This window comes from Paenibacillus endoradicis (genome assembly GCF_024721975.1).
Genome location: NZ_JANQBB010000003.1, coordinates 326,914 through 348,096, shown reverse-complemented (window position 1 = coordinate 348,096; position 21,183 = coordinate 326,914). Strand labels below are relative to the sequence as shown.

Below are 21,183 nucleotides of genomic sequence, written 5' to 3'. Positions count from 1 at the left end.
CTAATTTGCACGCAATTCAGCAATACGAGCTACTACCTTATCACGCTTGTCAGCATAATCATTCATTTTGGCACGTTCTTCTTCAATAACCTTTGCAGGTGCTTTAGCTACAAATCCTTCGTTAGAAAGTTTCTTCTCCACACGTTCTACTTCTTTATTCAAATGATCGACTTCTTTTTCAAGACGAGCAATCTCTTGACCAATATCTAGTAGACCAGCTAGCGGCAAGTAAAGTTCTGCACCTGTAATGATAGCAGACATCGCTTTATCAGGAGCCGACATATCAGTAGAAATTTCTAATGCTGATGTACCACAGAAACGTTTAATGAACTCTTCGTTAGAAGTTAAAATACGATACTCAGCATCAGAAGCTGGTTTCACAATCAGTTCAACCTTTTTACTCATCGGCACATTTACTTCTGCTCGAATGTTACGAATCGCACGAATCATCTCCATAAGTAATTCCATTTCTTTCACAGCTTCTGGAGCCTCAAGTTCAGCTTCATACTCAGGCCACGCAGCAAGAGTAATCGTCTCGCCATCATGAGGTAGATGCTGCCAAATCTCTTCAGATATGAATGGCATAAATGGATGGATCAAACGTTGCGTACGATCAAGCACATAAGCAAGTACAGATTGAGTAGCTGCTTTTGCTTCCGGATCTTCACCGTTCAAACTTAATTTCGAGAATTCAATATACCAGTCACAAAGGTCATCCCATATAAAGTTATAAAGAACTCGGCCAGTTTCACCGAACTCATAACTATCGATTAGACGCGTAACATCACGAACAGTTTCGTTCAAGCGGTGTAAAATCCAACGATCCGCAGTTCCTAGATTGCCTTTAATATTAATATCATCATAAGTGAAACCTTCAAGATTCATCAAAGCAAAGCGAGAAGCATTCCAAATTTTATTAGCAAAGTTACGAGCTTGTTCTACCTTCTCATAGCGGAATCGTAAATCTTGTCCAGGCGTACTACCTGTAGAAATCATGAAACGCATAGCATCGGCGCCATACTGTTCGATAACTTCAAGTGGATTAACACCGTTACCAAGTGATTTAGACATTTTTTGACCGTCTTTATCACGTACAAGTCCATGTAGTAGAACATCTTGGAATGGCATTTCGTCTGTAAATTCAAGCGCAGTAAAGATCATACGTGATACCCAGAAGTAAATAATATCGTAGCCAGTTACAAGAACATTTGTTGGATAGTAACGAGCAAGATCATCTGTCTGATCTGGCCAACCTAACGTGGAGAAAGGCCATAACGCTGAACTGAACCATGTATCTAGTACATCATTATCTTGACGAAGATTAGCATCTGTCTGATCTTCAGTCGATACGATAATCTCGCCATTTTCATCATTATAGAACGCTGGAATACGATGTCCCCACCATAACTGACGAGAAATACACCAGTCACGAACATTTTCGATCCAATTCAAATAAATCTTTTCGAAACGATCTGGAACAAAGCGTACGCCCTTGCCAGACTTTTGAGCAGCTATAGCTGCTTCAGCAAGTGGCTTCATAGCTACAAACCACTGTGTAGATAGATAAGGCTCTACAACTGCCCCACTACGTTCGCTATGACCTACTTGGTGTAGATGGTCTTCAATTAATATACAAACGCCTTGCTCTTGTAGATCACTTACTAACTGCTTACGACAATCAAAACGATCCATCCCTTGATACGGACCTGCCTCGTCGTTCATCGTACCAGTTTCATCCATAACAATAATTTGCGGAAGGCTATGACGCTCTCCAACTTCAAAGTCATTCGGATCATGAGCAGGTGTAATTTTTACAGCGCCAGAACCGAAATCTTTCTCTACATACTCGTCAGCAATAATTGGTATTTCACGATTAACAATTGGAAGAACAATCATCTGTCCAATCAAATGTTTATAACGATCATCTTCTGGATGTACAGCTACTGCTGAATCACCTAACATCGTCTCAGGACGAGTTGTTGCAACAGTAATGAATCCTGAACCATCTTTCAATGGGTAACGCAAATGATACAAGTGACCGTTAACTTCTTTATGCTCTACTTCAATATCAGATAGAGCAGTACGAGCTACAGGATCCCAGTTAATAATTTTTTTACCTCGATAGATTAATCCTTTTTCGTATAGACGAACAAACACTTCACGAACAGCTTTATTCAAACCGTCATCAAGTGTAAAACGTTCACGAGAGTAATCTAGTGACAGACCCATTTTTGCCCATTGATCGTGGATAGTCTCAGCATATTGATCTTTCCATTCCCATACTTGCTCAAGGAATTTTTCACGACCAAGATCATGACGAGAAACACCTTGTTCACGCAGTTTTTGTTCTACTTTCGTTTGCGTTGCAATACCTGCATGGTCCGTACCAGGTAACCACAATGCATCGTACCCTTGCATACGCTTCGCACGAATAAGGATATCCTGAAGTGTAAAATCTAGTGCATGACCAATATGCAACATTCCCGTTACGTTCGGGGGTGGAATTACGATTGTATATGGTTCTGCCTCGGGACGTTGACCGGCTTGAAAGTAATTCCCCTTTACCCAGAAGTCATACCATTTCTGTTCCGCTGCCTTCGGATCATAAGTCGTCGGCATCGTTAAATTAGACTGATTATCTGACATTTGTTCATCCTCCTAATACTTTTCGTAAGCTACTCGATTTAACTTCACTGTAAAGAAAAGTTACATCGAAAGCGTGGGCTCTACCAAAATTATGCAACAAAAAAGCCTTTCATCCTACAAAAGGACGAAAGGCTAGCTTCCGTGGTACCACCTTAATTCCACACTACAAAAACGCAGCATGGCTCTCATAACAGATAACGGCTGTGACCGGCCTAACTTACATAATAGCTACGCTATGTTCAGTAAGGCAATTCAGAGGCGACCCATATACCTGTTATCCTGCAGAACCTTTCAGCGAACAGTTCTACTCTCTGAAGGTAACAAAAGTATATTATTCCTCATCAACATTATTACACATATATCAATATAATAACTTAAGATAAGACTGTAGTCAATTTCTTAGATTGATTGAATTATTTGATTTTAAAATAGGACACTGATTCATTTAATGTATCCACGACGGATCTTAACTGTTCCGATGAAGCTGCTATGTTCTGCATCATCGCTAATTGCTCTTCAGTGGCAGCTGCAACCGTTTGAGATCTCATAAGAATTTGTGACGAACTTGCTGCAGAATGTTCCATTGTCGCAGAAATTTCCTCGGAACTTGCCGACATTTGCTCTGTTATCGCCGATGTTTCATGAATTTGAGATACTACATGTGCGACTGACTCCATAATCGTAGCAAAGCTTTGATTAACTTCCTCCATCATCCGCGATCCTTCACTAGCTTCTTGCTTGGTCATATTCATCGATTCAGAAACACTAGTAATCTCAACTCTCGTCTCGTGAATCAACTGATTAATACCTTCAGCTGATTCGAGTGATTGCGAAGCTAACTTACGAATCTCATTAGCAACAACATTAAAGCCTTTTCCATGCTCTCCCGCCCTCGCTGCCTCAATAGAAGCATTCAAGGAAAGCAGATTTGTTTGAGTTGCGAAAGTTGTAATGCTCTCGGCAATATCACCGATTTGATCAGATTTAAGTGTTAAAGACTGTACAGTATCCGATAGCTTTTCAACCGAGGCAATCATATTCACAATTTGATGTTGTAGGTTCATTAGTAACCCATTACCAAGTTCAGCATTATGCGAAGTAAGCGAAGAATGATCCGCCATGACAGTTGAATTCTCAGCTACTCGTTGAATTCCTATCGCCATCTCCTCGATCGCTCGGCTATTCTCTTCACTGGCTCTTGCTTGAACTTCCACGTTCTGGTTCATCTCTTGAATATTCAACGTTACATGCTCAGCTGCTTTTGCAGATTCCCTAGAACTATCTGACAGTTCAACTGAGGCATCTAGAACAAATTGAGTATTGGAAGAGATCGTCCCAATTAACCCTTTAATTTTGACCAACATTACATCTACGGCTTCCGTAATTTTACCAAGCTCATCATTATCATACTTAGTCTGCGGCTCATGACGGAGATCTCCGACTGCAACTTTACTTGTAATATTTATGATTCTTTGAATGGTTTTTATAATTTTTCTAATAACGATTGCACCGCTAATACCCATAATAACAATTACAAAAAGAATACCAGAGTAAATAGATCTAGCGTTATCACTTTTGCTTTGATTAATATTTTCAATACTACTCTTAGCAAAAGTATCCAAAATTTCACCGATTTGATTCAAACTGGTGCGACCCTCTTCAAAAGTAACTAATGTTTGTGTATTATTAATAACCCCTTCACCGACATCACCTGATTTTACAATGTCGCTTGTATCTTTAACCCATTGATCAAAAGAATTATGAAAATTATTCAAATTTTGTTCAATCGTTAAGTTCGTATCCTCATGGGAAGTTTGCAAAAGTTCTTTATTCTTAAAAATCTCTTGAGCTTGTCCAACCCTTTCTTTTGTTTGATCAATATTTTCTGTAAAAACTTTCATCTGTACTGATTCCTCATCAGCACTTAATGCACCAGATGTAAGGAATTGATAAGCTGTCAATGCTTGATACATATCGCGATCAGCATTCAGAATGATTGATGTGGCTTGCCCCGTCGTATCATACAAAGAGGAAGTCAACTCTTTTATATTAGAATTTTGTTGTTCTAATAAATACACACTTGTCCCCGCATACATTACAGTCGGAATTACAAACAACAAAATGAGGCGTGTCCGTATAGATAATCTTTTAGCCAATGAAAATACCCCCGTCTTTATTCTTTTCTCACAACTATATCGGAAATTTGATCTTTGGTTGTTAGAAAACTGTTAAATTTTTGAGAAAAAACGGAAGATATGTCGAAAGATGCTGTGAAGTCTGAGATTTCATCCATTATTATTATTAATGACTATAATAATGGATATTTTAATATTAAAACTAAACAAGCAGTCCAAGCCCCAAAAAAAGCGGCTCGGACTGCTTGGAAAGTGACATTTTCATAGTTGAGATAACTTAACATTTCTATGGTAGATATAATAATTGCCCTTCTGAAATTGCCGTTTCGTGCAAATTATTACGTACTAATAACTCTCGTGGGTTAATGCTGTATCGATTTGCAATTTGTTCTAATGTATCCTCTTTTTGCACAATGCACATACGAATTCGACGGAATTCGTTCTGATCCGGGCGCTTACTTAAGAACAAATGTTGCCATTCAATCTCCTCTTCAACCACATGAGGCTTTGACGCTTCTTCTTGTTGTCGCTCAGTTTCTTGTTGTAAGAGAGTTGCTTGATGAGCTGCTTGTTCACGCAAGCTTGAAGTTAGGATAGAACGAATACCTAACGTTTCATTCTGATTAGAACTGCTATTTAAGGCGATATGAACAGAACGTTCTTGATGAGTTACTTCAGTGACTTCTTCCTCTAACTGACTATCAGAAACTTCTTCAATCTCTTCATCCGCTTGTGCCTCTTCGTACTCTAGCTCTTCTTGTTGCTCTCTTTCTTGCTCTACCGGCGCTTCATTAACAAATTGTCCCCAATGACTTGTTGCAACTTCATGAGCAACATATACGGGTTCCTCTACATAGGCATCTGCTGTATATTGTTGTGCTTCTATTTCTCGAACAAGATCTTCTTCTGTGTATGCATACGCAACTGATTGCTCTTGTTCTTCCTCAAGAGTTTCCACTTGCTCAACATTCTCAACGCTTTCAAAATTTTCGTCAATTTCAACTACTTCGTATTGTTCAGCCCGTAATTCTTCTTGAGTTTGAGCAAAAACTTGCTCTACTGATTGCTCTTCCTGCAAATAACTTGCATAATAGGGTTCGCTCTCAACTGCTTCTTCCTGAATAAACTGTCTCTGCTCATCATCTTCAGCAGACTGCTCACTTAGTTCTTCATCAGTTATCTCTGCATTCCATTCAATAACTTCTTCTTCCGATTCACCGCGTTCATGTGATACGGTAAATATCTCTGATTCCCATTCACTGGCTTCTTCCTCCTGTTCAAGCGTAATCCCACGCAATGAAAGGATACCTGTAATATTTAGAGCTCGAGACGATAACAACACGACATCAAATGTATCGATATCTACAGTAATCTCTTCTAATCTTGACACTCGATTCATCGGTAGCGAGATTTCTACTGGAATCCAGTGCTCTAACGCGACTTGCTCGTCCTCTGCTCCTTGCGCACGATAAATCCCGTTCAACACAAGCTGCCCTTGCAGCACTGCCTGATCGCCTTGTTCTATCACTTGAATGCGTGGAACAAGCTCAATTTCTTCAAGCTCATCAATCGCCGCGACATTGTCTGGCAAATGTACACGTTCATAAATATCAAATCGCAGACCATTATTTACTTCAGACATATCAATGCCTCCCTTCACATAATGAATGCTTGTTTTATTCTAGCTTTCACTATTTATCTATATGGTGAAGGGTGCTTTAGCATGACTATCTTTTTGTTATATGTTGCTTTATTTCTGCATACCAAGATGGCATCGTTGCTTGTACATATATCTTCTCAGATGATAAAGGATGAATGAATGTTAGACTTGCCCCATGCAATGCTTGATGCATAAGCCATTTGGTCTCGCCACCATACAATTTATCACCTACTAATGGATGTCCAAGATGCGTCATATGGACGCGAATTTGATGTGTTCTACCCGTTTCTAGTCTCAACGCAACCTCAGTATAATGTTCGTATTTAGCGATTACATTATAGTGCGTTATAGCTGAATCTCCACTAGATGTTACAACTCTCCGTTTAGGCTCACGTCTATCTTTTCCAATCGGTGCGTTAACTGTTCCTTTTTCGAGCGTTAATACACCTTGGACAATCGCGATATATTGTCTATCAATTTCTTTATTGCGCATTTGCTCATCGAGTTTCAGTTGAGCGAGTTGATGTTTCGCATATAGAACCGGACCCGATGTCTCATCATCCAATCGATGGATATGTCTAACGAGTATTGGATCTTGCTTGTGAAGCATATGTGCCGCTACAGCAACATCAAGTGTGTTCAACTGACCTTTACTTGAACCATGTACTGGCATACCAGCACTTTTATAGACGACTAAGCAATGATCATCCTCGTATAGCATTTGAACTGTTTCATGACCTGATCTCAACCATTGCCCAGCACTTCGATACACATCGTCACGAGCAATATCAACTTCATTGTATGCTAACAAATGTAACTGTTCGCCATTCCACTTAATCCCACCAACCGAAAATATCTGATTCAGCCATTTAACTGGGAAAAAGGAATGGGCTAGTAGCCACTGCCGCACTTCATGCGGATGACTACCAGCCCTTGGCTGTGTATGTGCTTGCTCGTCATCTAACACCTCACCTAACCGTTTCCAGTCCAATACGAGATCCAAGCCTTGACGAGTTATAAGCTGATGAAACACAGCATTCACCTCTTTTCCAATAGAAGTTCAAAACAGTTGCTTGTCAGCATCAAGAAGATGCCATGAAGCTAGTGACACGAGGAGTGGAGTGTCGTAATTGGTACACGAGCACCTACAATGTTTCTGCAAGAAACATACTTCGAAAGCTTATGCCACAGCTAGCGATGAATGGCATCTTCGACGTCGAATTACCTTCGATCGAAGGTATAGCATCGTGATCACAAGTGACTGTTTTGAACTACCACTTTTATTTATTTACTAAAGTAGATAGCGCAATATCATGTGCGGCTATAGTATTAGCGATGTCCTCATCTGTATGTACAATAGATAAGAATAATCCTTCGAATTGAGAAGGAGGAACACTTATACCTTGATTCAGCATCTCTGCGAAATAAGCTTTGAAATGATCAAGATTTGCCGACTTAGCTGTCTCGAAGTTAATAACGGACTCATTTGTAAAGAACGGACACACCATAGAACCAATGCGATTAACCGTTAGTGGAATACCATACTTAGCAGCATTGGCTTCGAACCCTGCCTGCAATGTTGCAGCTTTAACTTCTAGTTGCTCATAGGCTTCTTTGGTCATTAATTTCAATGTGGCGTAACCAGCTGCCATCGCAAGTGGATTGCCTGATAATGTACCAGCTTGATAGATCGGTCCACTTGGTGCAATTTGCTCCATAATGTCACGACGACCACCATATGCTCCAACTGGCAAGCCACCACCAATAACTTTACCGAAACAAGTTAAGTCTGGAGTAATTCCAAAACGTCCCTGTGCACAGTGATAGTCCACACGGAAACCAGTCATAACTTCATCGAAAATAAGTAAGCTACCATATTGTGATGTTAACTCACGCAATCCTTCCAGAAATCCTGGTTGTGGAGGTACGACACCCATATTTCCTGCGATAGGTTCAACGATCACGCAAGCAAGTTCTTCTCCATAACGAGAGAACGCAAGTTTCACACCTTCAAGATCATTGTAAGGAACTGTAATCGTATTAACTGCTACTTGTTCAGGTACTCCCGGTGAGTCAGGTAGACCTAACGTTGCAACACCCGAGCCAGCTTTAATTAGCAAACTATCAGCATGCCCATGATATGAACCTTCGAATTTCAATATCTTCGTTCGGTTCGTATAACCACGAGCTAGTCGAATAGCACTCATTGTTGCTTCAGTGCCAGAGTTAACCATGCGTACTATATCAACAGAAGGTACGCGTTCACATACTAATTCAGCCATCAACGTCTCGATTTCAGTAGGCGCACCAAAACTCGTCCCATTTGCTGCTGTCGAAGTAATAGCTTCAATAACTTCTGGATGAGCATGACCAGCAATAAGCGGTCCCCAAGAAAGTATGTAGTCAATATAGTTATTTCCGTCTATATCATATATGCGACTACCTGCACCACGCTCAACATATACAGGTGTGAGACCTACTGATTTATAAGCACGAACAGGACTATTCACTCCACCAGGAATGACTTTTTTCGCACGTTCAAAGGCTAGTTTTGATAATGTATCTATTCTCTGAGCCATTTCTTCTAATCCTCCTTCAACCACTTCGCTACGTCTTTGGCATGATAAGTAATAATAATTGATGCTCCCGCACGCTTCATACTTAGCAGTGTCTCTAATACAATCGCTTTCTCATCAACCCAACCATTACTAGAAGCTGCTTTTACCATAGAATATTCAGCACTTACGTTATAAGCAACAATTGGTAGATCGAATTGATCCTTTAATGTTCGAACAATATCAAGATAAGCTAGCGCTGGTTTCACCATTAGGAAATCAGCACCTTCTGCTACATCACTATCTGCTTCTCTTAATGCTTCCAATGCGTTAGCAGGGTCCATCTGATATGTTTTGCGATCGCCAAATTGTGGTGCTGAATGAGCTGCATCTCGGAACGGCCCATAGAATGCTGAAGCATATTTTACGGAGTAGGACATTATCGCAATATCTTCGTAACCCGCTTCATCAAGACCTTGACGAATAGCAGCAACAAAACCATCCATCATATTAGAAGGAGCAATGATATCAGCTCCAGCTTTCGCTTGTGATATCGCAGTTTTTACTAACAATTGAAGTGATTGATCATTGTCTATCGTAGCTATTTGCGTCTCTTGATCAAGATGAACGACACCACAGTGACCATGATCAGTGAATTGGCAGAGACATGTATCCGCAACAACAACAAGCTCGGGCGCCCAGATCTTAATAGCTTTAATCGCTTGTTGAACAATTTCGTCGTCATCATAAGCAGAACTACCAACAGCATCCTTATAATTAGGAACGCCAAACACTAGCACAGATTTGATTCCTAGTGCCATAACTTCCTCAATCTCTACTTTCAATTGATCCATCGATAGATGATAAACACTTGGCATAGATGGAATTTCTTCGCGAACATTGTGACCATGTGTTACAAAAATTGGATAAATAAGATCTTCAATATGCAATCTATTTTCTCGTACCATACTACGTAATGCAGTAGAACGACGTAATCTACGATTTCTTGTTATTGGAAATGTCATCTTAATCGCCTCCATTATTGTTGCGCTAATGTTCCACGATACTGTATAAGTGCTGCAGTTAACGATTCAATCGTCGCTTCCTCTGCTTCTATTGTAACTTCAAGACCACATTCACGAATGGTATTTGATGTAATAGGCCCTATACTTGCAAGTGGATATTGTTTAAGCAAAGCAATAGGATCTTCAATTCCACCTTGCTCTAACACTTTTATCAAGTTTTTCACAGTGGACGAACTTGTGAACGTAATAACATGAATATGCTTTTCTCTCAACCAGTCAAATACAATAGGTTCTTGTTGCACCGCCACTGTTGTCTCATATACAGTAATCTCATCAGCAATAATACCTTTTGCTCGTAACTGCACTGGTAGAACGGAGCGTGCAAGATCTCCTCTTGGAAGTAACATTTCTTGTCCCTCAGTAGCGAATTGTTCTAATGTTTCCACTAATCCTTCCGCATCGTAACGCGTAGCTTGATGATCAACAATCAAACCGCGTTCATTCAGCGCATCGCTAGTCTTAGGTCCGACAGCTGCTATCTTTGCACCACTGAAACGCCTGATATCAACTTTATATTGTTTCAACCAATCGAAGAAATAATTAACACCGTTTTCACTTGTAAATACAAGCCAATCATATCGTTCTGCTTGCAATAAGTGCTGTTCAATAGCTTTGACTTGTTCGGGTTGTGAGCTTTTCTTCACTTGAATAACAGGGAATTCGCAAGGTTCACCACCAAGATCCTCAATAAGTGAAGCAAATTCGCTCGCTTGAGACCTTGCACGTGTAACAAGTATGCGCATACCGAATAACGGCATCTGCTCATACCATTGCAATTGCTCACGTTGCTTAACAACATCACCTACTATGATGATAGCTGGTGATTTGAAGCCTGCGGTAACTACTTGCTCAGCAATAGTACCTAGAGTGCCTACAATAGTCTCTTGTTCAGGTGTTGTTCCCCAACGTACTAATGCGACTGGTGTATCAGAACTACGACCATGTTTCATCAATTGACTAGCAATATAATCAATTTTGGCTACGCCCATAAGGAATAATAACGTTCCAGTAGCATTCGTAACTTTATCCCAATAAATTGAAACATCTAGTTTATCAGGACTTTCATGCCCTGTAATAATCGATAAGGATGATGCATGATCTCGATGTGTAACTGGAATACCTGCATAAGCAGGAACTGAGATGGCTGATGTAATGCCAGGAATAATTTCAAAAGGAATATTATGCTGACGAAGCAATCCTGCTTCTTCTCCAACACGACCGAAAATGGTAGGATCTCCACCTTTTAATCTCGTTACAGTATGCCCTTCGAGTGCAAGATCAACTAATAATTGATTAATATCTTCTTGCTTCATCGTATGTCGATCTGGTAACTTACCTACATACACTCGCTTCACATGATCTGGTGCATATCTAAGTAATCTCGGACTTGCTAAACGATCATACACAATTGCTGTACATTCTTGAATACATTGCATACCACGGACGGTTATGAGTCTTGGGTCTCCCGGCCCAGCTCCGACCAAATATACTTTCCCCTTATTCATCGAATTAAACCTCAATTTCCGCTAAAATTTCACGTGCACCACCGTCTAACAACAACTGGGCTACATCTGCGCCCAACTGGATAGCATCCGTACCACGACGAATTTCTTTCAACAATATTTCACCATCTGGAGAACCAACAATACCTGTTAATTCAAGAACTATTCCTTCTTCTGAACGCTCAACTATGGTTGCATGTGCACCTAAAGGTACTTGGCAACCTCCTTCAAGTGTTCCTAGAAAACTCCGTTCTGCTGCAACAGCTAGTGCAGAATCTGCATCATTCAATATTTGTAATAACTTTACAACTTCATCATCTTGCTGACGACATTGTACACCTAATGCCCCTTGACCTACGGCCGGAACACATACTTCAAGCGGAAGCAACGTTGAAATTTTCTCCTGCCAGCCCATTCTTGTTAACCCTGCAGCTGCAAGTACAATCGCGTCGAAGTTTTCCGTTTCTAATTTACGAATACGTGAATCAATATTACCTCGAATCCATTGCAAATCAAGATCTGGTCTTACATGCTTCAACTGACTGCTACGACGTAAACTGCTGGTACCAACTTTGGCACCTTGCGGTAAGTCAGCAAATGTATCTCCGCTGCGCATAACTAGGCAATCTTGTGGTGACAAGCGCTTAGGTACAGCTCCATTAATCAGACCATCTGGCAGCTCATAGGGCATATCTTTCATACTATGTATAGCCATATCGATCACACCATCAAGAAGTGCTTGTTCAATTTCTTTTACAAACAATCCTTTACCGCCAACTTTGGATAACGTGACGTCAAGTATTTGATCGCCTTTTGTAATAATCTTATGTATTTCAAACGTATAAGGTAATCCGTGTTGCTCACAGATTTCTTCGAGTTGCTTAATCACTTGTCCTGATTGCGTTAATGCCAACTGACTCTGACGTGTACCGACCTTAATGACTCTATCTTCCATCGCTAATTCCTCACCTTCATTATGCACTTACGTCGTATATCGTTGTCGTAGATTTTTATACCACATCTCATAATCTGCTGATGAAACTTGAAATACTTCTTGTAACGCCTGCTCAGTTATTCGTGCACTGATCGTTAACTCGATACCATCTCGCCCCAGATCCGATCTAAGGCGTGACATTAATTGTAAGGCGTCAGCATAAGGTTTTGTGAATTGCTCCTCTAGTTGACGCTTCAAATGTTTTGTTAATGAAGGACTGCTTCCTGATGTTGAAATAGCTAAGGTAAGTTGACCTTCTCGAATTGTTGCTGGGGTTATAAAGTTTCCTTGCTCGCCATTACTGACATTACATACTAGTATACCCTTATTCAATGCGTCTTCAGTAATAGTGTCATTCAGTTCTACCCTATCGGTAGCTGCAAAGACAATAGTGAAATGCTGCATCAGTGTTTCTTCATAGGTAGACTGAATCCATGTTAACGATTTATTCAGCTTTATTAATTCTTGCAATGACCTACTAATATCAGGTGCAACAATCGTAATTGAGGTCGCATTTCCTGCAAGTAATCCAGCGACTTTACGTGTAGCAATAACGCCACCACCAACGATAAGACATTTGTGAAAGAGCAAATTCACCATCATTGGATAGTACAGAGAGTTTTGTTCCATTTTCGCCACCTCCTGTACATTTAGTGGAATGCCGATAATTCAGTCGAAAACATATTAATAAGTTGGAATGCGTACGCTAGCAAATATAATTGAGCGATCTTCTGTCCTGATCGTTCATTCACCGAACGCTGATAAATAAAGTAACCATATATACCGAGCGCACAAAGTGAAGTTACTATCTGAATATCTAACAGTAAGTATGCTCTGCCTTCTACTACTAGTGAAATCGTAGCAATTGCCAATGACATAATTAACAGTGGAACTCCGATAACAACCATTCTTTCAATCGAGCGATCCATAACTTCTAGACTTGGGAATCTACGTAACCATTTTGTCCATTTCTTTCGTTTCAAACTATGATGTACTACGAGATACATCATCGATAACAATGCGCCGATGGTCAAAACAGCATACGCACTAATTACAAGGCTAATATGTACATAAAGAAGTTCGCGTGTAGCTTGCCATAACTCAAGTGATCGTCCTTCTTTCGGCGAACTATACATATTGAGGGCAAACACAGAAAATCCTATAACATTGACAAAAAAGACAATCAAGTCGATTTTATAATACCTACCAATAATAAATGATGCTGTAATTAATATCCATGAGAATAATTGCAATATATCAAAGGTAGTAAATTGAAACACCGGCATGCGTAATTCTGTTAGTAATCGAAAGATTAGAAACGCGCCTGAAATTAACCATACAAAAACAAGTAGCCCTGTGCCTAGTTGCTTCGCTTTCCGATTCTCAGAAACAAAATCAGAAAAATAAAACAACAGACTCAGGGCGTAGATATATACAAAAATATCATATATCCATAAATTCATATTCATCACTGCACCACCCTGTGTTCTACTTCTTTGTTTTCTTCGAAACGATAGGGCATTAAACCGATATTAAGAGCGTACAAGCGCAGCAAGTTTTTTAGCAGAACGGACAAACTGTGATCGATCTTGTACAGCCGGCTCTTGTACCTTCTTCTCTGCTTTTTCTATCTCGTGTAATTGCTCTTTCAAATCAAATAACTGTACGAATATATCCATAGCTTCATCCGCTTTTTTAGTTCCAGCCAATTCTTTCACACGGAGTACTGGATCTTGAATCATCTGATTGACCATACTCTTCGTTAACTTACGAATGACTTTCAACTCTTGTTCAGACAGATTAGGTAACTTATTAGACAAGCTTACCATAGTTTCTTCATGCACATTGGCAGCTTTTGTTTGTAAACCACGAATAAGTGGAACAACACCTAATGTTTTGTACCAGCTATCGAACAAGGCAATCTCTTCTTTAATCATAACATTAATCTTCGTCGCTTCTTGCTTGCGTTGAGCTAGATTGCTTTCTACAATACCATGTAAATCATCTATATCGTATAGAAAAACATTATCGATCGTTGCGATTTTCGGATCAAAATCTCTTGGCACAGCGATATCAATCATAAATAGTGGCTTCGAACGACGTTTAGCCATAATAGCTTGTACATCTTCAAACGTAAGTACATAATGGTTAGCGGCAGTAGAACTGATCATAATATCCACATGTTGCATTTGCTCATTGGCTTGTTCAAAGTTATAGGCGATACCATCGAATTGTGCAGCAACTTGCTTTGCTTTCTCTAAAGTGCGATTAACGACATTAATTTGAGATGCACCATTGGCATGCAAATGTTTTGCGGTTAACTCCCCGGTTTCACCTGCTCCAAAAACCATCACGCGCTTATTAGAGAAATTACCAAAAATATGTTTTCCTAGTTCTACCGCAGCATAACTAACGGATACAGCTAGATCACCAATTCTCGTCTCAGAATGAGCACGTTTTGCTAGCGTTATTGCCTGCTTGAACAGCATATTAAATACAGTACCTGTTGTTTTCAATTGCTGTGATTCAAGAAAAGCTTGCTTCACTTGTCCAAGTATTTGTGTTTCACCAATAATCATCGAATCAAGACCACTTGAAACTTTGAATAAATGCTCAATCGCTTCATGATCCTCATACATATATAAACTGTTTGTAAACTGCTCACGCGGCAGTCCGAACCATTGTTCCATAAATAATCTTACATAATGACCACAAATTTGTGCACGATCAACGATTGCATAAATCTCAGTACGATTGCAAGTTGCGACGATCACACATTCCATAATACTCGTTGTACTTTTCAGCTTTATAAGTGCTTCTGTTAGTTGTTCTTCAGCCAATGCGAAGCGTTCTCTAACTTCGACAGGAGCAGTACGATAGTTTAAGCCAACAACAATAATATGCATGGTGATCCCCTTTCCGAAGTGTATAACCAGTAATTTATAATAATTATATCATAATACTATTTCGCAATAATCTCTATATTTGACTATTATTCGAATTATAAGGAAGTATTATACCTTTTCTTCTCAATAGAGGTTAATTAAGCGCAAATCCCCCTGAACTACCCACATACATGGTTCAGTGAACATTCAAACAGAAGTTCACTAGGACCTTACTCACGAAGACGAGTCTTTGAACATTCATGAAGAAGGTTCAATAGGAGTCGATCTTCCTCGAGCCCGAGCACGCGAGTCTGTGGACTTTCAAGCAGAAAGTTCACTAGGACCTTACTCACGAAGACGAATCTTTGAACATTCATGAAGAAGGTTCAATAGGAGTCAATCTTCCTGATCGAACCCGAGCACGCGAGTCTGTGGACTTTCAAGCAGAAAGTTCACTAGGACCTTACTCACGAAGACGAATCTCTGAACATTCATGAAGAAGGTTCAATAGGAGTGAATCTTCCTGATCGAACCCGAGCACGCGAGTCTGTGGACTTTCAAGCAGAAAGTTCACTAGGACCTTACTCACGAAGACGAATCTTTGAACATTCATGAAGAAGGTTCAATAGGAGTCAATCTTCCTGATCGAACCCGAGCACGCGAGTCTGTGGACTTTCAAGCAGAAAGTTCACTAGGACCTTACTCACGAAGACGAATCTTTGAACATTCATGAAGAAGGTTCAATAGGAGTCAATTCACGAGGTCCCCTTCAAAGCGGAGCGATTGTCAGCACCAAGAATATGACATGAAGCTAGTAACGCGAAGCGCGGAATGTACGTTGTTGGTACATGAGCACTGGAGCTAGCGATGAATGGCATATTCGCCGTCGAATAAGCTACATCAGCATACTCATCGTGATCACAATCGCTTCAAACAAAAATGGTCATAGACTTTCGCCCATGACCATTACATATCTAATCTTATACAAGCTCAATTTGTTTCATTTCAGGTTCAACGATTTGAAGCTCACCCATACCACGAACTAGTTTCTTAGCATGTGTTTTCTGTGGCTTAAGCACTGATAGCATATAATCGATAGCTGCTTGTGGATCTACTGTTTCGCCACAAGTATAGCAATCAAGTGCAGCAAATCCTCTTTCAGGATACGTATGAATCGAGAGATGACTCTCTGACAACAGTACAAGTACCGTTGCGCCTTGAGGTTCAAATTGTTTTGATTGAACAGATAGCACTGTAGCTCCACAAGCCTCCGCTGCCTCAACCATGTGAGATTGTAATTCCTCCGCACTGTTTAGCAAATCAAAATCGACACCCCATGCATCAACAGCAACGTGTCTTCCGAAAGTAGAATATTCCATCCTTCGGTTCCCCCTTCCTAGGAATAAAATGTTTTAAAAATTTCATCCGCTAGGACCTACGTCATTCACTTCTCGAGGGTTTAATCTCTCGTAACATTACCATGTCCTGAGTGAATCCTGGTTCCTAATTTTAAACAACCAATTTGTTTTCAACGAGAATAAAAATAACATCTTATTGGGTTAAATGCAATAGTTATTTTGTGAATTTCCTGTAATATTTTTCAATATCCCAAGACTCACTTTAATTTACTCAAGATAGCTGACTATTGCTACTTCTATCTCTATATTTCCCTAAAATTATTATAATCTCATTATTCACAAACCAATAATAGCAGAAATTAATGTGATTAAATGCAACAAAAAAACGAACAGGGATTAACCTGTTCGTTTTACGAGTACTACGTTCAATGTGCTTCCAACGTGAATAACTTGAAAGTTAATGCCTTCAATTGCTCATCAACATTGTTTAAATCAAGATCGTTGCTTGCTTGATTACGGAGATCTAGCCATTCATCAATCGATTGATGAACAAGCTTGATTTCTCTTTCAACTAAACGACTATCAAAAACACGTTGCAATTTTTGAACGGTATTCTTTTTTTCGAACACTATGCGTTCACCTTTATCGTTCTTTTCAACGATACTATGAACAGCACCACTCTTATAATGATATTCCATCGTATAATGACTATAAATTCGGTTGACAATCGCATTGCCACGGAATGCGGATACCGCTTTTCGCATTGCATTAGTCAGCTTTAGTTCGACAATTCGGCATGAAAGTTCACACACATATTTATCATATTGACGTTCAAACGTCATACGAATAGCCTCATGTCCAGCTACATCTTCTAGCACAAGTGATTGGTTACCATTCTCAAGAATGAGTACCTGAAGGCGCAATTGTTGCTCCTCCATAAAAACAATAAATTTTGATAGTTCAGAACTACTTAACTCAAATCTTGCATTAACATACTCTGTGGCTATCCGCTTAGCCATAAAAATCTCCTCAATTCTTCGCTTTCCAAGCAGATGAAGAATATCTTAGAACTCAGAAAGGCCGAATACATGCTTATATGTTATATTATACGAGATTTGCGCTCTATATTCCTGCTCTTCACACTTGAAATTTCATCATATTTCACGAAATATCGGAATTATCGTAAAAATTCTTGAACAATTACTCACAATGCTCGCAAATTATTAAGAAGTTCTCGTGTATCCTACCCTGTTTACCGAAAAATACAAACTTACTAATTGATTATGAATAAGACCACACTTAATTATTGTTGCTCTTGGACAGCTTCATCCAATTGCTGTGAAACATTCGTTTCCGCTTCCACTTGCTCAACTGCGCCATCTTCATTAGGTAGGGACATTCCAGCGTCTTCTATCGCTTGCAAAATATGCCCCCATAATTCATCACGACCAAGTCCAGTGTCCGAAGAAAATAGTACAACTCTATCCTTTGAGCTAGCACCTAAAGTAGTTTTAATCATTTTTAAATGCTTGTCCCATTTGGAACGAGGAATTTTATCAGCTTTCGTCGCAACGATGCATGTAGGAATTTCATAATGATTCAGCCATTGGTACATTAATTGATCATCTTTGGAAGGTTCATGACGAATGTCTATTACGAGAAGTTGCAATACCAGCGGATCGCGAGATTGCAAATACCTCTCGATCATAACGCCAAATTCTTCACGTTGCTTTTTAGATACTTTTGCATAACCATAACCAGGAAAGTCAACGAGATAAATATCTTCATTCACACGGTAATAGTTCAATTGTTGCGTCTTACCAGGCTGTGAACTGGTACGAGCTAAGTTTTTTCGCATAATCATCTTATTGATTAATGAAGACTTACCCACATTAGAACGACCTGCCAGAGCAATTTCTGGCAAGCCATCTGCAGGGTATTGTTCAGGACGTACGGCACTAATTATAAATTGAGTATCTTTAATTTTTATCATGTTATTGCTCCTCATTCTCTTTTGCTACTAAAGCATGCGCGAGCACTTCATCCAGATGAGAGACAGGAACAAACTCCATCTCTTGCTTTATACTTTCAGGAATATCATCAAGATCTCTTGTATTATCAAATGGCAATAGTACCTTTTTAATACCTGCTCGATGTGCCGCTAAAGATTTCTCTTTCAAACCACCGATCGGCAATACTCTGCCTCTTAATGTTATTTCCCCTGTCATTGCAACTTCTTTGGATACATAACGACCACTAAGTGCCGATATAAGTGCTGTTGCCATTGTTATCCCCGCTGAAGGTCCATCCTTAGGAATCGCACCCTCTGGAATATGAATATGAATATCTAGCTTTTCATGGAAATCTGGTGCCACTCCGAGTTCATCAGCATGAGCTCTAATGTAACTGAACGCTGCTTGAGCAGATTCCTTCATTACATCACCAAGCTTACCTGTTAGATTAAGTTTACCACTACCAGGCATTGTTGAAACTTCGATAACAAGTGTATCACCGCCTACCTCTGTCCATGCTAGCCCTGTAACAGCTCCTATCTGATTACGAGCATCAACCATACCATATCGGAACCTCGGTTGTCCAAGCCACTTCTTCACTTGCTCCCGATCAATATGGATAGATTGCAACTGATTATCAGATACGAAAGCTTTTGCTGCCTTACGAGATAGTGCTGCAATCTGTTGCTCTAGATTACGAACACCTGCTTCACGTGTATACTCACGAATAATGAAACTAATCGCTTCATCATCAATCGTAAGTTGATCATCATTCAGCCCATGATCAGTACGTTGCTTACGGAATAGATAACGCTTAGCGATCTCTAACTTCTCTAGCTCCGTATAACCCGGCACTTGCAGAATCTCCATACGATCAAGTAATGGGCGAGGAATTGTCTGCAGAGAGTTGGCAGTAGTTACAAACATAACTGATGATAAATCAAACGGAACTTCAATAAAATGATCGCTGAACGTATTGTTCTGTTCAGGATCTAACACCTCAAGTAATGCTGAAGAGGGGTCTCCGCGGAAATCTGATGCCATCTTGTCAATTTCATCAAGTAAGAACACTGGGTTTTTCGACCCTGCTGACTTCATTCCTTGCATAATTCTACCTGGCATTGCGCCAACATATGTACGACGATGCCCGCGAATTTCTGCTTCATCACGAACGCCACCTAGAGAAATTCGTACGAATTTACGACCAAGTGACTTAGCAATAGATTTCGCTAAAGATGTTTTACCTACCCCTGGTGGTCCTACTAGACATAGAATCGGACCTTTCAGCTTCTTAACTAGCTTTTGCACAGCTAAATACTCTAACACACGTTCTTTCGGCTTTTCAAGTCCGTAGTGATCGTCATTCAAGATTTGCTCCGCATTTACAATATCAAGATCATCATCGGTTAATTGGTGCCATGGCAACGCAAGCAGCCAATCGATATAATTACGAATAATCCCACCTTCTGCTGAAGATTGTGGCATTTTCTCGAGTCTATCGATTTCTTTGTTAACTTTCTCTGCTACCGTGTCAGGAAGCCCGACCTCTTCTAACTGATTCCGTAGTTCTTCAACTTCGCCTAGGCGACCTTCTTTCTCGCCTAGTTCCTTCTGAATCGCCTTCATCTGTTCACGCAAATAATATTCCTTTTGCGTTTTTTCCATCTGCTTTTTCACACGTTGATTGATTTGGCGTTCCATCTCAAGCACTTCGCGTTCATTATTAAGTAGATCGAGTAATGCCTCAAGGCGCTTTTCAATATCTGTCGTTTCAAGGATAAGTTGCTTCTCTTTAATTTTCAAAGCAAGATGGCTTGTAATCACATCTGCCAAACGACCCGCCTCTTCAATATCAGATACAGCTGCATATGTTTCGGGGGTCACCTTTTTAGAAAGTGAAACATAATTCTCGAATTGACTCAGTACTGAACGCATTAAAGCATCTACTTGTGGAGACTGCTCCGTTTGTTCGGGAAGTTCCTTCACGATTACTTCGTAATATTGCTCATTATCAACGTAATCCTGAATTTCGGCACGAACGATCCCTTCCGCTAATACTCGAATCGTTCCGTTAGGAAGTTTAAGCATTTGCTTTACCTTTGCAATCGTACCTATTCTGAAAATATCTTCTTCAAGCGGGTTTTCAATGTTCACCTCAGCTTGCGATACTAGTAAAATATTTTGATCATCAAGCATCGCCTTTTCAAGCGCGCGGATAGATTTATCCCTTCCCACATCTAAGTGGAGCACCATGCTGGGATAGACAAGCAAGCCCCTAAGAGGGAGCAGAGGAATTCGGCGTGTTTTTGTTTTGCTAGAACCCATTCCAGCACCTCCAATCTATATATTCT

The 21,183-nt window shown here is 40.0% G+C and carries 15 protein-coding genes and 1 other annotated feature; all 15 genes read right to left on the bottom strand.

What is annotated here, in order from left to right; genetic code table 11:
- A complete protein-coding gene (locus tag NV377_RS11855) occupies positions 1-2,646 on the bottom strand; it encodes a valine--tRNA ligase (protein ID WP_258199139.1) in 2,646 nt (881 codons plus the stop codon).
- Between the two features lie 117 nt (positions 2,647-2,763).
- Positions 2,764-3,000, bottom strand: a binding site (T-box leader).
- Positions 3,001-3,059: 59 nt separating this feature from the next.
- Complete coding sequence (locus NV377_RS11850) at positions 3,060-4,802, bottom strand: methyl-accepting chemotaxis protein (protein WP_258199138.1); 1,743 nt, start codon at positions 4,800-4,802, stop codon at positions 3,060-3,062.
- 265 nt (positions 4,803-5,067) lie between these two features.
- Complete coding sequence (locus NV377_RS11845) at positions 5,068-6,423, bottom strand: LysM peptidoglycan-binding domain-containing protein (protein WP_258199137.1); 1,356 nt, start codon at positions 6,421-6,423, stop codon at positions 5,068-5,070.
- 85 nt (positions 6,424-6,508) lie between these two features.
- Positions 6,509-7,474 (bottom strand): RluA family pseudouridine synthase, encoded by a 966-nt coding sequence (locus NV377_RS11840; RefSeq protein WP_258199136.1) that lies wholly within the window; start codon positions 7,472-7,474, stop codon positions 6,509-6,511.
- A 247-nt stretch (positions 7,475-7,721) separates the two neighbouring features.
- Positions 7,722-9,020 (bottom strand): glutamate-1-semialdehyde 2,1-aminomutase, encoded by a 1,299-nt coding sequence (gene hemL / locus NV377_RS11835; RefSeq protein ID WP_258199135.1) that lies wholly within the window; start codon positions 9,018-9,020, stop codon positions 7,722-7,724.
- A gap of 5 nt (positions 9,021-9,025) precedes the next feature.
- Positions 9,026-10,021 carry a porphobilinogen synthase gene (gene hemB / locus NV377_RS11830; RefSeq protein WP_258199134.1) on the bottom strand — a complete coding sequence of 332 codons (996 nt, stop codon included), beginning with the start codon at positions 10,019-10,021 and terminating at the stop codon, positions 9,026-9,028.
- 14 nt (positions 10,022-10,035) lie between these two features.
- Complete coding sequence (cobA, locus tag NV377_RS11825; RefSeq protein WP_258199133.1) at positions 10,036-11,586, bottom strand: uroporphyrinogen-III C-methyltransferase; 1,551 nt, start codon at positions 11,584-11,586, stop codon at positions 10,036-10,038.
- 4 nt (positions 11,587-11,590) lie between these two features.
- Positions 11,591-12,538, bottom strand: coding sequence for a hydroxymethylbilane synthase (gene hemC / locus NV377_RS11820; RefSeq protein ID WP_258199132.1), 948 nt, complete (start codon positions 12,536-12,538; stop codon positions 11,591-11,593).
- 27 nt (positions 12,539-12,565) lie between these two features.
- On the bottom strand, positions 12,566-13,207 hold the full coding sequence (locus tag NV377_RS11815) for a precorrin-2 dehydrogenase/sirohydrochlorin ferrochelatase family protein (protein WP_258199131.1): 642 nt from the start codon (positions 13,205-13,207) through the stop codon (positions 12,566-12,568).
- Between the two features lie 20 nt (positions 13,208-13,227).
- The gene (locus NV377_RS11810; protein ID WP_258199130.1) at positions 13,228-14,046 is read right to left on the bottom strand and encodes a cytochrome C assembly family protein; all 819 of its coding nucleotides are present in this window, start codon (positions 14,044-14,046) and stop codon (positions 13,228-13,230) included.
- A gap of 63 nt (positions 14,047-14,109) precedes the next feature.
- On the bottom strand, positions 14,110-15,483 hold the full coding sequence (hemA, locus tag NV377_RS11805) for a glutamyl-tRNA reductase (protein WP_258199129.1): 1,374 nt from the start codon (positions 15,481-15,483) through the stop codon (positions 14,110-14,112).
- Between the two features lie 959 nt (positions 15,484-16,442).
- The gene (speD, locus tag NV377_RS11800) at positions 16,443-16,841 is read right to left on the bottom strand and encodes an adenosylmethionine decarboxylase (RefSeq protein ID WP_258201411.1); all 399 of its coding nucleotides are present in this window, start codon (positions 16,839-16,841) and stop codon (positions 16,443-16,445) included.
- A 404-nt stretch (positions 16,842-17,245) separates the two neighbouring features.
- Positions 17,246-17,839: a non-ribosomal peptide synthetase module gene (locus NV377_RS11795; protein WP_258201410.1), complete on the bottom strand. Its 594-nt coding sequence runs from the start codon at positions 17,837-17,839 to the stop codon at positions 17,246-17,248.
- Positions 17,840-18,123: 284 nt separating this feature from the next.
- Positions 18,124-18,813 (bottom strand): ribosome biogenesis GTP-binding protein YihA/YsxC, encoded by a 690-nt coding sequence (gene yihA, locus NV377_RS11790; RefSeq protein WP_258201409.1) that lies wholly within the window; start codon positions 18,811-18,813, stop codon positions 18,124-18,126.
- Position 18,814: 1 nt separating this feature from the next.
- Complete coding sequence (gene lon / locus NV377_RS11785; protein WP_258201408.1) at positions 18,815-21,157, bottom strand: endopeptidase La; 2,343 nt, start codon at positions 21,155-21,157, stop codon at positions 18,815-18,817.
- Positions 21,158-21,183: the final 26 nt, after the last annotated feature.